Origin of the sequence: Rhizobium atlanticum (assembly GCF_030182485.1) — a bacterium.
Classification (GTDB): domain Bacteria; phylum Pseudomonadota; class Alphaproteobacteria; order Rhizobiales; family Rhizobiaceae; genus Rhizobium.
This window is the reverse complement of record NZ_JAQJCJ010000033.1, coordinates 23,312-37,604: the sequence shown is the minus strand read 5'-3', so window position 1 is coordinate 37,604 and position 14,293 is coordinate 23,312. Positions and strand designations below refer to the sequence as shown.

Genomic DNA, 14,293 nt, shown 5'->3' with positions numbered 1-14,293 from the left:
GCCAGTTGACCGAGTGGACGTTGACGGGGGCTGCGACCCACTTGCCGTCATAGACGGAGAACTTCTGAAGTGCGGCCGGCACCGACTTGTCCCAGCCTTCCTTCTTGGCCGTCTCCGTCAGGTCGCCCATGACGCCGGCCTGCGCGTAATCGAGCACGGTATAGCCCAGCATCTGCGAGGCCGTCGGATAAGTGCCGGCCGCCACCATCGCCTTCAGCGCCGTCATCGCCGCATCACCACCGCCGCCGGCAACCGGAACGTCCTTCCAGGCAAAACCTTCCTTCGACAGATCCTCCTTCAGGACGTTCAACGCGGCCGCCTCGCCGCCAGACGTCCACCAGTGCAGCATCTGCACTTCCTTGACGTCGGCAGCGCGGGCGGGCACGCCGGCGCCGGCCAGAGCCAATGCGATCACCGCAGTCGTTGTCAGAAACTTACGCATCAAAGAACCTCCCAGTTCAGTTTGGAGGATGCGGAACCATTCCCGCATCCGATCACCCGCCCTCCTCAGGCGTAGCTTCGCTGCCGGCCAAGCCGGCCTTAGCTTCGCGGCATCCACCAATTGGTGCGCTTGCCGATATGCATGTTCAGCGTCTTGGTCTCCGTGTAATCCTCGACCGCATGGCGGCCGAGCTCGCGGCCGAGGCCGCTCTGCTTGTAACCGCCGAAGGGAAGCTCTGAGGCGCCGTCCATGAAAGTGTTCATCCAGACCGTGCCCGCCCGCACCGACCGGCCGATCGTCAGGCAGGTGTCGAAATCGCGGCTCCAGACGCCAGCCGACAGGCCGTAGTCGATCGAATTTGCAATCCGGATCGCTTCGGCAGTCGTCTCGAACGTCAGAACCGACAGGACCGGGCCGAAGACTTCCTCGCGCGCCACCGCCATATCGGGTGTCACCGCTTCGAGGATCGTCGGCGACATGAACTGCCCCATGCCGAGATCGAGTGTCTCGCCGCCATGGGCGACGCGAGCGCCGCTGCCCCTCGCACCGGCGACATATCCCGAGATCTTTTCCAGATGCTGCGGCGTGATGATCGCGCCGACCTGCGTCGAGGGATCTAGGGGATCACCGACCCTCACTCCCTTCGACAGCTCGGCAATCCGCCTGACGATGTCGGAGGCGGTTGATTTATGGAGGATCAGCCGCGAGCCGGCGTTGCAGCACTCGCCGGCATTGAAATAGGCTCCGAACACAGCGGCATCGACGAAGGCATCGAGATCGGCGTCCGGGAATACGATCTGCGGGTTCTTGCCGCCGAGTTCCAACGAGACCTTCTTCAGCGTCTGCGCCGCATTCGACATCGTCAACTTGCCGACTCCGGTCGAGCCGGTGAAGGACACCATATCCACGTTGGGATGCGACGTCATGACCGAGCCGACCTCAGGTCCCGTACCGGTGACAATGTTGACGACGGCATCCGGAACACCTGCTTCCTGCAGGATTTCTCCGAGCACGAGCGTCGATCCCGATGTCAGTTCCGAGGGCTTGACGACGGTCGTGCAGCCCGCTGCCAGGGCGAAAGGCAGCTTCTGACCGACGATGAGGAACGGAAAATTCCAGGGCGTGATGATCGACACCACGCCGATCGCTTCGCGCAGCACGACGCCGAGCGTACCGTCGCCGAGCGTGTTATAGCTTTCCCCGTGAAGGTCGCGCGCAAGCGCCGCCGCGTAACGCCAGATGTCGATCGAACCGGCAATTTCACCCCGCACCTGGGTGATCGGTTTCCCCGCCTCGATCGCATCGAGAAACGCCAGTTCCTCTGCCCGCGCCGCGATCAGATCGGCAGCCTTGAGCAGGATGGCGGACCGTTCGGAAGCGGTCATCCGCGGCCACGGCCCGAGATCGAATGCTTTGCGTGCCGCAGCAATGGCGCGCTCGGCATCCGTCTTGCTGCCTGTGGGGAAGCGGCTGACCACGACCCCGTGGCTCGGCGCGATACGCTCGATGGGATCGGCGCTGCCGGCCTCCCATCTGCCGTCGATCAGCATCTGGAAATCGCGCGCTTTGTGATCGCTCAGCGCGGTGGGGTTGACCAGGACCGTCATTACCATTCTCCCTTGAACGTTGCCGGGCGCTTCTCGCTGAATGATGCGACGCCCTCCTTCAGATCGCCGGTCTTGGCGGCGAGGATCGAGCCCAGGGCTTCCACCGCGGTTCCATTGTCTTCGCCGTTCGCCGATGCGATCATCAACTTGGCGATCTCGATGGCCGCCGGCCCCCTTGCGGCGATCCGCTCAGCATAGTCCCTGGCGGCGGCCAGTGCGTTTCCGATTGGAACTACCGCATCGACGATCCCGAGCAGGCGCGCCTCCTCGGCGGTAAAAATCTCGCCGCCGAGCGCCATGCGCCGGACGGCCTGCGCGCCGAAGCGGCGCACGAGTCGCTGGGTCCCGGACCAGCCCGGCACCATTCCAAGGCCGGTCTCCGGCAGGCCGATCTTGATGTGTTGCTCGGCGAGGCGAATGTCGGCGACACCTGCAAGCTCAAGCCCGCCTCCGAGGGCATGGCCGTTCAGGGCCGCGATCAGCGGCACCCTGAGCGTCGCCAGTCTTTCGAAGATACGGTGGCCGTGGCGAACCCAGGAATGACCGAATTCCTGCGGTAGCATTCCGCCCCAGGCCTTGATATCGCCGCCGGCGGAAAAGCCTTTTCCTTCGCCGGTGAGAATGGCCGCGCGCACATTGGCGTTTGCCTCAACCGCATCGGCGGCCTCCGCCAAAGCTTTCAGCATGTCGAGATCGAGCGCGTTCAGCTTCTCCGGACGAGAAATCGTCAAGGTCGCAACATGTCCGTCGATGTCTATTCTGACGGTTCCGCTAGCCATGGAAGCTGCCCTCCAGCGTCCGTGCCCTTTTGGCGGGAAGCGACAGGCCGATCGCTGCCTCCGCGAAGAGCGCGGCGTCCATCGCCCTCAGATCAGGCGCGACGATCAGCGGGAACTCGGACTGGTCGAGGATATGAGCCTGCAGATCGACCCCAGGAGCGATCTCGGTCAACACGATGCCGTCGGGCGTCAGCTTCATCACACACCGCTCGGTGACATAGGTGATGTCCTGCCGCTGCTCGATCGCCCGCCTGCCGCTGAAGGTGACGTGTTCGACCTCGTTCACCAGCTTCTTCAGCTTGCCTTCCCTCTCGATGAGCAGAGTTCCATCGGCGATCGAAAGCTTCGCACCGGCGTTGAACATGCCGGAGAAGACGATCTTCTTCGCCCGCGCCGTGATGTCGACGAAGCCTCCGGCACCCGCCGTCACATGCGGCCGGAAGGAGAGCTTGGAGACATTGACCGAACCGTCCCTGCCGATCTCGAGGAAGGAGAGCAGCGATGCATCGAAGCCTGCCCCTTGGAAATAGGTGAACTGATAGGGAGACGGCATATAGGCATCGGCGTTGGAGGCGCAGCCGAAGGCAAAGTCGAGCAGCGGCACGCCGCCGACCGCGCCCTGTTCGATGACCCAGGTGACCGCGCCGTGGAGCCCCTCCTCCAGCAGAATGCGCGGCACATTGGCCGAGATGCCGAAGCCAAGATTGACGCAGCTTCCCGCTTGAAGTTCCTGCGCGACGCGACGCGCAATGACTTTCTGAACATTGAACTCCGGAACGCTGAAGCTATCGAGCGGGCGGAAGATCTCTCCCGAAATAGCGGGATCATAACCGGTCTGCGTCGTCTGCTTCTGATCGGGGTCGACGATGACATAATCGACCAGCATTCCCGGCACACGGACCTCATGCGGTTTCAGCGAGCCTTCCTTGGTGATCCGCTTAACCTGCGCGATGACGATCCCGCCATTATTGCGGGCGGCAAGGGCCTGATCGAGACCGCCGAGATAGGCGCCTTCATGTTCATATGTGAGGTTGCCGCGTTCGTCGGCCGTCGTAGCGCGAATGATGGCGACCTGAGGAACGATCGAGGGAAAGAACAGCCAATCGTCGCCCTCGAAGCTGACGCGCTTGACCACCGGATCGTTCGAAGCCAGTTCGTTCATCGCGCATCCCTGCCGCAGCGGATCGACGAAGGTGTCGATGCCGACCTTGGTCAAGACGCCCGGCCGCTTGGCGGCGGCCTCGCGGTGAATGTCGAAGAGAATGCCGGAGGGAATGTTATAGGCCGGAATCTCATTGTTGGTGATCATCTGCCAGATCAGCGGCGGTTCGGCCATCGACGGGCCGGAGGGATAAGAGCCGCCGATGACGCATTTGAGCAGTCCCTTCTTGGCGATATAGTCGACGCCCTTGATGCCACTCATATCCCCGGCGGCAATCGGGTGAAGGGTTGTAATGTGACGGGGATGGCCGGTCGCATCAAAACGCTCGCCGATCGCCTTCAGCATCAGGTCGGGGCAGCCGAGACCGCTCGACGACGACACTGTGACAACGGCGCCGTCCGGGATCAGTGCCGCCGCTTCGGCTGGTGTCAAATGCTTCTTCATGTGCGTCACTTCGAACCCCGTTTCAATTTGCCGCTCCGCCGGCCCTCGCCTGCGAGGCTGTGCCGGCGCCGCAACTTTCGCGGACGACGAGCCGAACGGCTGTCGTCACCGTCTCCGCTTCGGCCTTGCCGGCATTGATCTGCTTGAGGAGCATCTGCGCGCCGCGGCGGCCGATGCCTTGTGGATCGACCGAGACCGTCGTCAGCGCCGGAACCGCCGCCTGAGCCTCGATGACGTCGTCGAAACCGACGACGGCAAAGTCGGCGCCCGGCTCCAGACGGCGCGCACGTAATCCGTCGCAGACTCCGAAGGCGACTGCATCGTTGAAGCAGACGGCTGCAGTGGGCCTATCGCCATAAGCAATCGCTTTTCCGATCGCTTCGACGCCGCCCGCTCGCGACGGGGCGGACGAGATCACGAGTGCCTCGTCGTAGCCGAGTCCGGCCGCTTCCATTCCGCTGCGGTAACCGGCAAGGCGATCGTCGAAGACAGCGGTATCGGGAAAACCGCCGAGAAAAGCGATACGCTTATGACCGAGACCCACCAGATGCTGAACGGCTGACATCATGCCGGACCGGTTGTCGGAGACTATGGACGACACCTTAGCGCCCGGCAGGTTTCGAACGACCACCACGACGGGAATCCCTGCCGCGACCAGTGGCTTGAAGTCGGCGGCATCGGTGGCGCGCGCCGGCGAGACGATCAGGCCCGAAATGCCATGTTCGCGCATAGATGCGACAACTTCGCGCTGCCTGTCGATGCTCTCACCGGTATTCGACAGGAATTGCACGAAACCGGCCGACTGAACGACCATATCGACACCCACCGCCAGCTCGGCAAAGAAGCTGTTCGTCAGGTCGTTCACGACCACGCCGATGATCCTCGATTTTGCACCCGCCTGCCGTAGATTGGCCGCGCCGCGATTGTAGACATAGCCAAGCTCCCGCATCACGGCATTGACCTTTGCGCGCGTTCCCTCGTTGACGAGGGAGGAGCCCTGCAACACCAGCGACACCGTCGACTTGGAGACGCCAGCGGCCTTCGCAATGTCGATCACGGTCACCCGGTTTTTTGTCACTTCGCCCTCCCGACGCCACCGTCGTCTAATGCATATTTATTTGGAACGTTCCAAATATGTCAAGAGGTATTTCCGTTAAAGCGGCGTCGTGTGGACATTACTCCGTCGTCCTGACACCGCAGGGCGAAATTCTTTTTTGGAACGATTTAATTCGAGGCATGGACTGCCCTCAAGGAACTCCTGTCCAGAGGCATTAGCGAAACTTTATCGTTTGTGGCCAATGCTGGGGATCGGGAACGTGCCAGATCCAAAGCGGGGCCGGAGATGCCGCATTCATTTGAAGCCATGCTGGAGAACCTGCCGCAGGGCATTGTTCTCCTTGACTCTGCCAATATGCTGACGGCTTTCAATGCCCGCGCGCTTGATATTCTGGGCCTTCCCAATGGCGCTCTGCGCAGAGGAATGAACATCGACAGCTTGCCCGGCACCGCTGACTGCCAGGCAGCCGCTTGTTCAGGGTTGACGATCGGCGGACCGCACACCTCGCAGTTTGCACTGTCTGACGGACGGATGATCTCACTGACCTGCGCTCCCTCGAGAGAGGGAAGCTGGATCCTAAGCTATGAAGACATCTCGACGCATATCCGCGTAAAAGACAATCTGACGGAACAGCATCACCGGTTCGATGCAGCCCTCAGCAATATGCCGCATGGGCTCTGCATGTTCGATTCGACGAAGAAGCTGATATTGTCCAATGCGTCCTATGCGCGGATGTACGATCTTCCGGACTTTCTGACGCAGCCCGGAACGCCGCTGGTGGACATTCTCGCCTATCGATGTCGGCAGGGAAATGGTCCGGCCGATACCGCCACCTATTTTGACGTCGTCTTCGAAGCGACGGCACTCGGTGCGCCGGCGAGCCAGAACATCGCGCTTACCGACGGGCGCATCATCAAAATCACCCACAATCCGATGCAGAACGGCGGATATGTGGCGACCCACGAGGACGTCACCAAGACCGTGCGGCTGGCGGAAGAACTGCGCCGCCATCATGATCAACTCGAAATTACGGTGCAAAGCCGAACGGCAGAGGTCGAACGGCAGGCGCGCGAACTTGAGCGGATGCTCGCCCAGGAGCGGAGCATCAACGAATTGCAGCGGCAGTTCGTGGCGATGGCATCACATGAATTCCGCACCCCGCTTGCAATCATCGATGCTGCCGCGCAGCGGCTGCTCCGGAAAGGCGGCACGGTCGAGGCCGAATTTCTCAACGACAAGGTCGAACAGATCCGTGCATCAGTGAACCGGATCGTCGATCTCATCGAGAGCATCCTGGCGGCCGGACGCCTCGATACCGGCAAGATCGATATCAGTTATGACGCCTGCGCCGTGGGAACGTTGATCAGAACATGCTGCGAGCGGCAGTCGGCGATCTCGAAGACGCATGGTTTCGTGCTTGACATAGACGGGTTGCCGGAATTCATCGATGCCGATCCCCGCAGCTTAAGCCAGGTCTTTACCAATCTGCTGTCGAATGCGGTGAAATACGCGCCAGGAACCTCCGAAATTCGTGTCACGGCATGGGAGGAGACGGGCAATATCAAGGTTTCGGTCAGCGACGATGGCGTGGGGATCGATGCTGAAGACGTGCCCCGGTTGTTTCAGCGCTATTTCCGCGCGCGGACGTCGACCGGGATTGCCGGAACCGGTATCGGCCTCAATCTTGTGAAGCAGATCATCGAACTGCATCAAGGCTCGATAGAGGTGCGGAGTGCAAGAGGGTGCGGGTCCACCTTCACCGTCACTCTTCCAATCAAGAGAGCCGCTGACGTACTGGCGAGCAACGATGTTGCCTGATCATTCAGCCTATGGCCGATGGCTCGTTCCCGAACTGCCGGAGCGGGATTGCTGTCCGGCATATCTACCCTATCCTTCTCGCAATAGAGGAGGATCATGCCATAGCTTTCATTCACACCCCGGATGCATCCGCCAGCGAGAAGACGACGTCGATGTACGCGTCGGCCGAGGCGAATTATGGTTATCTGCCGAACATGTATCGTGCCTTCGGCCACCGGCCGGAGGTAATGGAGAGCTGGGCCGGGCTGCTTTCGAGCATTCGCGGCCATATGAGCCTCAGGCGCTACGAACTGGTAACGCTGGCGGCGGCCAAAGAACTCAAATCCTCCTATTGCATGCTGGCGCACGGCTCGGTCCTGCTGCGCGAGGGATTTACCAGCGACGGGCTGACGGCGGTTGTCAACGAGACCGAAAAGGCGCCGATCGATGCCGGCGAACGCGCGATTATGACCTTTGCAGCCAAGGTGGCGCGTGATGCGACATCGGTCACGCAGCAGGATATAGACGGATTGAAGAAACACGGGCTGAGTGACGCCGAAATCTTCGACGTCACGGCCGCCACAGCGGCCCGCTGTTTCTTTTCGAAAATGCTGGATGCGCTCGGCGCTGCGCCCGATCACGCCTATATCGAGCGGCTGGAGCCGAATGTGCGAAAGGCGCTCAGTGTCGGCCGGGAAGTCGAGCGGCCTCTGGCGCCCACACCCTCGGGCGGCACATCGCATTGATGCAGTGTCGGCTGACGCCGGCGGCTGTGGCCCCTATTCTTCCGGTTTGTCGGCAAAATGCCGGATCGCAAACTCGGCAATAGTCTGGCTCGAGCGATCGGCATCGTCGAGCATGGCGGGAAATAGCTGCCACTGATGCGGCATGCCCGGCCAGACCTCGGTGGTCACATCCACGCCCTCCTCGCGCGCTTTGTCGGCGAGGCGCAGCGTGTCGTCAAGCAGGGCTTCGCCGGAACCGACCTGCAGCAATAGCGGCGGGAATCCCGTCATGTCGGCATAAAGCGGTGAGGCCTGGGGATCGGTGGCAGGCCGGCTGCCAAGATAGGTCTTACGCAAAGTCTCGAGCCACGCCTTATCGACCAGCGGGTCGCTGCCGGCATTTGCCGTCATCGTTCCGCCCGTCGCGGCGAGATCGGTGATCGGGCTCAGCGCAATCACAGCCGCCGGCAGGGGTTTTGCTGCCTGCTTCTGCCGCAGCACCGCCTCGAGCGCGATATTGCCACCGGCGCCGTCTCCCGCCACGACGACATTCTCGTTGCGATAGCCGTTATCGAGAAGCCAACGGTAGGCCGTCAGCGCGTCGTTGATCTGGGCGGGATAGGTATATTCCGGCATCAGCCGATAATTGATCAGAAGCACGTCGCTGGATGCGGCCTTGGCGAGCGAAGCGGCGAAGAGGCTATGCGTGCGGATTGAGCCGCCGGAAAAGCCGCCGCCGTGAATGTAGAGAATGGCCCTCTTGCCGATCGGGTGATGAAGCCGGGCGGGCCACATCAGCTCGCCATCCACGCCGTCGGCATCGACCTGCCTAACCTGGATGCGCGTCGGCCCGGGCATTGTTTCCATCAGCCTGGCGAAAGCAGCCCTGCGCTCTTGCAGACTGTCGGCGCCGGCAAAATGCTCCTTCCAGAGGCCGAGCAGTTTTTCGACCTGCGCATGCGAGGACTGGCTTTGCGGCCCGATTTCCTGTCCCAGCGCCAGTGGAGACGATAGAATCAGCACGACCAGGGCGGGAAACAGATATCTGGGCCGCTTCGGCCCTCCTCGATCAGCATTCGACAAAATCCGCCCCTTCATCAATCTCTCCCGATGATGCTGCCGATGGCCATATCTTTGGCCGCTTTGCCCAGCGGAGTCAAAAGGGTGACGATCGCAACCTTCCGCTTTTTCAAGTCTCCAACGGAGACCGGAAAAAATCGACAATCCCCGCCAGCGCGGCTTGCCATCTGGCAGGCTTCCATCGGAAATAGGCTCCCGCCCTGCCCTCAACTTCCGTGCTTCGGCTCGCTTAGGAATGAAGGATACCGATGACCACCATTTACCTTGCCGGCCCGGAAGTCTTTCTCCCCGATGCACTGCCCATCATGGCCGAGAAACGCCGATTGGCGCGTCAGTTCGGCTTCGAACCGACGGGGCCTGGCAGTGACGAAAACCAGACGCCGATAAAGCGGACGGCTGCGGAGATCTACGCCCGCAATGACGTCGCCATGCGCCGGGCCGAAATCTGCCTCGCCAACATCACTCCGTTTCGGGGCGTCAGCGCCGACCCGGGCACGGTCTACGAGATCGGCTTCATGATTGCTCTCGGGAAATCGGTCTTCGCCTATACCAACCACCCCGACGACTATGGGCTGCGCGTCCGCTCGATCTGGTATGCGGAAATGGAGATCGACGAGACGAGCGGACGCCCGCGCGGGCCTGACGGCATCGCGATTGAAAATCACGGCATGGCCGACAACCTGATGATCGACGGAGGCGTCGAGGCGACGGGAGGCAGGGTATTCCGTGCGACAACTCTGCCGGCGGATCCTGCCCGCGACCCGGCGGTTTATTTTGAGGCGCTTCAGACGATCGCTGGCATGCGCGGATAGGAATTGAAGCTCTTTACTCCGCCCTAATCGCGTCGATCACCGCCCTAAAGCCCGCAGACATGTGTCGGCGGCTGGGATAATAGAGATAGAGCGGTTCCTCCGGCTGACACCAATCATCGAGCACCTGGACGAGCTCTCCGTCGGCAATGGCCTTTGCGACGCGAGGCTCCCAAATATAGGCAAGGCCGACGCCGCCGAGCGCTGCCTGCATCATCAGTTCGTGATCGTCGAGCGAAAGCGGTCCGGTCGGCTGAAAACTTATCGTCTGGCCGTCCTTCTCGAATTCCCAGGCATAGCGTGCACCGGAGGGAAACATGTTCTGGATGCAGAGGTGGCGCTTGAGCTCGTAAGGCGTTTGCGGCTTCGGACGCCTTGCGAAGTAGGCCGGTGAACCGACAACGACCAGGCGGATGCGCGGCTTGATGCGCAGGGCGATCATGCCTTCCGTGACGCGCTCGCCGAAACGGATGCCGGCATCAAAACCTTCCTCGACGATGTCGACCAGCCGATCGGTCGCGTTGATTTCCAGCTGCAAATTGGGATTACGCTCAATCAGAGGGGCGATGACACGGCCGATGACGAAGGAACCGATGGAATTCGGCACGTTGATCCTCACCCTGCCGAATGGCGTGTCGCGGTAGCGGTTCAGCGCATCGAGTGCAGTCGCCATCTCCCCGAACGCCGGGGCGAGATGTGAGACCAGGAGTTCGCCGGCTTCCGTCAGCGAAACGCTGCGGGTTGTGCGGTTGAGCAGGCGGATGCCCACTCTGTCTTCCAGATTAAGCACGGCATGGCTAACGGCAGAGGCTGTGACGCCCCGCTCATCCCCTGCCTTGCGGAAGCTCTTGTGCCGCGCCACGGCCGCGAAGGCGGCCAGTTCGGAAAGTTCCGTCGCACGCATTGCTGAATTCCACTCATCATAGAATCAATAATAACAAATCTTCTACAGCATCGGAATTTCGGTCAAATTCAGTCCGTCAGCATAAAGATGCGACACCAAACAAAGGAATTCGTCATGAAAGTCTGGTTTATTACTGGTGCATCCCGCGGTTTCGGCGCGCTGATGACCAAGGAAGCACTTGCAGCGGGCGATGCCGTCATCGCCACCGCCCGCAACGCCAAGACCATTATCGAGCAGTTCGGGGATCATCCGAACCTGCTGGCCGTCGCCCTCGACGTCACCAACGAGACGCAAGCGAAGGAGGCTGCAGCCGCCGGCATCGCCCGCTTCAGCCGCATCGACGTGCTAGCCAACAATGCCGGCTACGGCCTACTCGGCGCCGTCGAGGAAGCCACAGCCGAAGAGATCGAAAAGATCTATGCCACCAATGTCTTCGGTCTCCTGAAGGTGACACGCGCCGTGCTGCCCTATATGCGCCGCCAGCGTGCCGGCCATATCCTGAACTTCTCCTCGATCGGCGGCTATTTCGGCTATCCCGGCTGGGGCGTCTACGGCTCGACCAAATTCGCCGTCGAGGGATTGTCGGAATCCATGGCCGCCGAACTCGAACCTCTCGGCATCAAGGTGACGATCGTCGAGCCCGGCTTCTTCCGCACGGACTTCCTCGCCGACAGCTCGCTGGCAATAAGCCCCGCCTCGATCGCCGATTACGAAGGCACGCCGGCCGGAAACATGCGTAGTTTCGCCGCCGAGGCCAATCACGCCCAGCCTGGCAACCCCGCCAAGCTCGCTGCCGGCATCATGACGATGGTCAACTCCGCCAACCCGCCGCTGCGCATGCCATTCGGCAGCGATACGGTCGCCATGATCGAGGCGCAGCATGCGAGTGTCGAAAAGGAACTGGCCGCCTGGCGCGAGCTTGCCGTCTCCACGGATTTTGCAAGCCACGCAACCCCTGGGGACTGAGCAGCCAAGACCAATCCCGCCGCATTTGGATTTGGGCATGCGGCGGCAGCGCCTTGGAATTGATGCAAAGAAGGTCTTGCGGCAAATTGGCATTCGCCTCTCGCTGAGGATGGCCTAGATGTAAGTCAGACCGTGACCCGTGAAGAGGCAACGCATGTCCATCAAGACCATCTGTATTTATGGCGCCGGCGCCCTTGGCGGCGCTATCGCCGCCAAGCTCGCAGGCAAGGAAGATAACGACATCGACGTCTCCGTCGTCGCGCGTGGAGCGCATCTCGATACGATCCGCAGCCACGGTCTCAGCCTGCGCGGGGCCGATGCGGAAACCCCGCTCAAGGTGCGCGTGACGGCAACCGACGATCCGAAGACATTGCCGCGACAGGATCTCGTCATCACCGGCCTGAAGGGACATCAGCTGCCGCCTGCCGCCGAGGGGATCGCCGGTCTGCTCAAGCAAGGCACCCGCGTCGTTATGATCCTCAACGGCATTCCGTGGTGGTATTTTCATCGCGATACCAGGAGCGGATATGCGGAGCTGCAATTCCACGAGCTCGATCCCGGCGGCAGGCTCTGGCGGCTGATCGGCCCCGACCGCGTGATTGGCTGCATCGCTTATCAAGGTGCGGAAGTTGCCAGCCCGGGCGAGATCCGGCTTTCTCACAACGGCCGCTTCGTGCTTGGCGAGCCCTCCGGCGAAATGTCTGCCGATCTTTCGGCCATAGCAGCGGTGCTGACCGGCGCCGGCCTCAGCATTACGACCACGGCGGACATCCGCAGCGAAATCTGGAGCAAGTTGATGGGCAATGCCGCCTTCAACCCGATCAGCGCTCTGACGCGGGCGCTGATGACCGACATTATGGCGGATCCGTCGCTCATGGATCTGATCAGCAAGGTCATGAAGGAAGTGCGCGCCGTCGGCGACGCGGTCGGTGCGCATTTCGCCATGTCAGTCGAGCAGCGGCTGGAGCAATCGCGCCACATCGGCGGGGTTCGAACCTCGATGTTGCAAGACTTGATCGGCGGCAAGGCGCTCGAAATTACCCCGCTTGTGGGCATGCTGGTGGCGCTTGGGCGCCTGATCGCCGTGCCGACCCCGGTATCGGAGACGATCCTGGCGCTGGTAACGCAGCTGGATCGGGAAAACCGGCGCGGCAACTGACAACGAGGAGAGCGGCGGCCATTCAATCATCCCTTTCCCGACACGGCGCCGATTTCCAACTTTTCGTTAACCGGCATGCTGGTAAAATCTCGCCAAGTTATCAGACGCCGCGAGACCGATGCAGAAACCGAATTTCCGCTTCACCCATTACGATCTCAAGGAACAGCGAGCCGGAACGATCGTCGAGGTGTCGCTGAATGCGGTGAACAATGTTCGTCTGATGACGGCGCCGAACTTCCAGCGTTTCACCGAGGTTCTCGATTTCAAATATATCGGCGGCGTGGCGCGCAAGTCGCCTGTCAAGCTCGCCGTTCCGGAAAGCGGCCACTGGCATATCGTCGTAGATATGGAAGGCCATCACGGGCTCGCGGAATCCGCCGTCAAGGTGATCGCCGCGCCTGTCAATCAGAAGACACCACGCCCCTCCTGAGCTTTGCAGCACCGGCATCTTTTCTGACGCGCCAGGACAGGCACGGACGTGTTTTGTCGACAAACCCTGATCACGAGACGGCCAATCGTACTGATCTTGATCACGATCAATGAATCATCCCGAGTCGTCGTTCACAATTCTCAGTCGCGGGCTTCCACCACGCCGCCAGCTGCAGTCGGCTCCCATTCATGCTCGGATCGCGGAGAGAGGAACAGCAGACGAAGATCTCATCACCTGGGGCAGCCCATGACTTCGAACCCGATTGGTCGTGTTACCGATATCATCGATCCCGGCGATGCACTCGGTGAAGTCCTTTTCGGACTGATCATGGCGCTGACTTTGACGGTCGGCTCGAGACTTGTTTTTGAAGAAGAGGGGTTGGATGCTCAGGAGTTGATCGTCGCAACAGTCGGATGCAACGTCGCCTGGGGGATCATTGACGCCGTTTTGTTCGTTCTGGGGACGACGTTTTACAAGAGCAGGCGGCTGCGCCTTTTTCGGCAAATCAAAGCCGCCGGAAGCGAGACCGCGGCGCTCAACATGCTCGCGAAAGAATTCCCGATCGAAGAAGCACCGTTTTTTGCAAAGGCTGCCGATGCGGACCCGCTTTATAGATCACTGCTGACGCTCGCACGCAGGGCCGATCCTGTGAGGGCGTCCCTCTCGAAAAATGATCTCCTTGCCGCCCTCGCGGTCGTTTTTCTCGTCTCGGTCACGTCCATACCGGCCGTGACCCCTTTGTTTCTCATCGACAGCGCCCACCTCGCTCTGAGAGTCAGCAACCTGTTTCTCATCATGCTGCTGTTCGTGACGGGTTATGCGTGGGCGAAATTTTCGGGAGGCAGGCCCGTTTATGCGGGGATGACGATGACTTGCCTCGGATTGCTTCTGGTCGCCATAGCGGTCGCTCTTGGCGGTTAACCCCGCCCACG

Annotated in this window: 14 protein-coding genes and 1 pseudogene; 7 read left to right on the top strand and 8 right to left on the bottom strand. The window is 61.1% G+C overall.

The genetic code is table 11. The annotated features are described in order from the left end of the window. The 5 genes and pseudogenes from PH551_RS30290 to PH551_RS30270 all read right to left on the bottom strand — a co-directional run. Positions 1 to 442 (bottom strand): annotated as a pseudogene (locus PH551_RS30290) (sugar ABC transporter substrate-binding protein); the annotation flags it as partial. 98 nt (positions 443 to 540) lie between these two features. After that, on the bottom strand, positions 541 to 2,049 hold the full coding sequence (locus PH551_RS30285) for an aldehyde dehydrogenase family protein (RefSeq protein WP_085777843.1): 1,509 nt from the start codon (positions 2,047 to 2,049) through the stop codon (positions 541 to 543). Further along, positions 2,049 to 2,828, bottom strand: a complete 780-nt coding sequence (locus PH551_RS30280; RefSeq protein WP_285196142.1) for an enoyl-CoA hydratase/isomerase family protein — start codon at positions 2,826 to 2,828, stop codon at positions 2,049 to 2,051. Before PH551_RS30280 ends, PH551_RS30285 begins: the two co-directional genes overlap by 1 nt. Then, entirely contained in the window at positions 2,821 to 4,434 is a 1,614-nt protein-coding gene (locus PH551_RS30275) for an acyl CoA:acetate/3-ketoacid CoA transferase (protein ID WP_285196141.1), read from the bottom strand. The genes PH551_RS30280 and PH551_RS30275 overlap by 8 nt, the downstream gene beginning before the upstream one ends. A gap of 22 nt (positions 4,435 to 4,456) precedes the next feature. Further along, on the bottom strand, positions 4,457 to 5,512 hold the full coding sequence (locus PH551_RS30270) for a LacI family DNA-binding transcriptional regulator (protein WP_285196140.1): 1,056 nt from the start codon (positions 5,510 to 5,512) through the stop codon (positions 4,457 to 4,459). A gap of 264 nt (positions 5,513 to 5,776) precedes the next feature. On the opposite strand from PH551_RS30270, the gene PH551_RS30265 reads away from it, so the two are divergent. Together PH551_RS30265 and PH551_RS30260 are read left to right on the top strand one after the other, a co-directional pair. Further along, on the top strand, positions 5,777 to 7,309 hold the full coding sequence (locus tag PH551_RS30265; RefSeq protein ID WP_285196139.1) for a sensor histidine kinase: 1,533 nt from the start codon (positions 5,777 to 5,779) through the stop codon (positions 7,307 to 7,309). 101 nt (positions 7,310 to 7,410) lie between these two features. Next, entirely contained in the window at positions 7,411 to 8,034 is a 624-nt protein-coding gene (locus tag PH551_RS30260) for a carboxymuconolactone decarboxylase family protein (protein ID WP_085777838.1), read from the top strand. A gap of 33 nt (positions 8,035 to 8,067) precedes the next feature. Here PH551_RS30260 and PH551_RS30255 read toward each other — a convergent pair whose 3' ends face one another. Further along, positions 8,068 to 9,111, bottom strand: coding sequence for an alpha/beta hydrolase (locus tag PH551_RS30255; protein ID WP_483315451.1), 1,044 nt, complete (start codon positions 9,109 to 9,111; stop codon positions 8,068 to 8,070). Further along, positions 9,111 to 9,260 carry a hypothetical protein gene (locus tag PH551_RS30250; protein ID WP_285196138.1) on the bottom strand — a complete coding sequence of 50 codons (150 nt, stop codon included), beginning with the start codon at positions 9,258 to 9,260 and terminating at the stop codon, positions 9,111 to 9,113. Before PH551_RS30250 ends, PH551_RS30255 begins: the two co-directional genes overlap by 1 nt. A gap of 81 nt (positions 9,261 to 9,341) precedes the next feature. Here PH551_RS30250 and PH551_RS30245 point away from each other — a divergent pair, with 81 nt between their 5' ends. Beyond that, complete coding sequence (locus PH551_RS30245) at positions 9,342 to 9,905, top strand: nucleoside 2-deoxyribosyltransferase (RefSeq protein ID WP_285196137.1); 564 nt, start codon at positions 9,342 to 9,344, stop codon at positions 9,903 to 9,905. A 13-nt stretch (positions 9,906 to 9,918) separates the two neighbouring features. On the opposite strand, the gene PH551_RS30240 is transcribed toward PH551_RS30245, so the two are convergent. Continuing rightward, positions 9,919 to 10,806 carry a LysR family transcriptional regulator gene (locus PH551_RS30240; RefSeq protein ID WP_285196136.1) on the bottom strand — a complete coding sequence of 296 codons (888 nt, stop codon included), beginning with the start codon at positions 10,804 to 10,806 and terminating at the stop codon, positions 9,919 to 9,921. Positions 10,807 to 10,920: 114 nt separating this feature from the next. Between PH551_RS30240 and PH551_RS30235 the strand changes: the two genes are divergently transcribed. The 4 genes from PH551_RS30235 to PH551_RS30220 all read left to right on the top strand — a co-directional run bounded on the left by PH551_RS30235 (position 10,921) and on the right by PH551_RS30220 (position 14,282). Continuing rightward, positions 10,921 to 11,772 (top strand): oxidoreductase, encoded by an 852-nt coding sequence (locus PH551_RS30235; protein ID WP_285196135.1) that lies wholly within the window; start codon positions 10,921 to 10,923, stop codon positions 11,770 to 11,772. A gap of 154 nt (positions 11,773 to 11,926) precedes the next feature. After that, the gene (locus PH551_RS30230; protein WP_285196133.1) at positions 11,927 to 12,931 is read left to right on the top strand and encodes a ketopantoate reductase family protein; all 1,005 of its coding nucleotides are present in this window, start codon (positions 11,927 to 11,929) and stop codon (positions 12,929 to 12,931) included. 118 nt (positions 12,932 to 13,049) lie between these two features. After that, a complete protein-coding gene (locus tag PH551_RS30225) occupies positions 13,050 to 13,361 on the top strand; it encodes a DUF1883 domain-containing protein (protein WP_285196132.1) in 312 nt (103 codons plus the stop codon). 246 nt (positions 13,362 to 13,607) lie between these two features. Further along, complete coding sequence (locus PH551_RS30220) at positions 13,608 to 14,282, top strand: VIT1/CCC1 transporter family protein (protein ID WP_285196145.1); 675 nt, start codon at positions 13,608 to 13,610, stop codon at positions 14,280 to 14,282. Positions 14,283 to 14,293 lie beyond the last annotated feature (11 nt).

What these genes read in the sequence shown, in the direction of transcription:
- PH551_RS30285 (WP_085777843.1), bottom strand. Translation starts at nt 2,049, where the DNA reads ATGACGGTCCTGGTCAACCCCACCGCGCTGAGCGATCACAAAGCGCGC.
- PH551_RS30280 (WP_285196142.1), bottom strand. Translation starts at nt 2,828, where the DNA reads ATGGCTAGCGGAACCGTCAGAATAGACATCGACGGACATGTTGCGACC.
- PH551_RS30275 (WP_285196141.1), bottom strand. Translation starts at nt 4,434, where the DNA reads ATGAAGAAGCATTTGACACCAGCCGAAGCGGCGGCACTGATCCCGGAC.
- PH551_RS30265 (WP_285196139.1), top strand. Translation starts at nt 5,777, where the DNA reads ATGCCGCATTCATTTGAAGCCATGCTGGAGAACCTGCCGCAGGGCATT.
- PH551_RS30255 (WP_483315451.1), bottom strand. Translation starts at nt 9,111, where the DNA reads ATGAAGGGGCGGATTTTGTCGAATGCTGATCGAGGAGGGCCGAAGCGG.
- PH551_RS30250 (WP_285196138.1), bottom strand. Translation starts at nt 9,260, where the DNA reads ATGGCAAGCCGCGCTGGCGGGGATTGTCGATTTTTTCCGGTCTCCGTT.
- PH551_RS30245 (WP_285196137.1), top strand. Translation starts at nt 9,342, where the DNA reads ATGACCACCATTTACCTTGCCGGCCCGGAAGTCTTTCTCCCCGATGCA.
- PH551_RS30240 (WP_285196136.1), bottom strand. Translation starts at nt 10,806, where the DNA reads ATGCGTGCGACGGAACTTTCCGAACTGGCCGCCTTCGCGGCCGTGGCG.
- PH551_RS30235 (WP_285196135.1), top strand. Translation starts at nt 10,921, where the DNA reads ATGAAAGTCTGGTTTATTACTGGTGCATCCCGCGGTTTCGGCGCGCTG.
- PH551_RS30230 (WP_285196133.1), top strand. Translation starts at nt 11,927, where the DNA reads ATGTCCATCAAGACCATCTGTATTTATGGCGCCGGCGCCCTTGGCGGC.
- PH551_RS30225 (WP_285196132.1), top strand. Translation starts at nt 13,050, where the DNA reads ATGCAGAAACCGAATTTCCGCTTCACCCATTACGATCTCAAGGAACAG.
- PH551_RS30220 (WP_285196145.1), top strand. Translation starts at nt 13,608, where the DNA reads ATGACTTCGAACCCGATTGGTCGTGTTACCGATATCATCGATCCCGGC.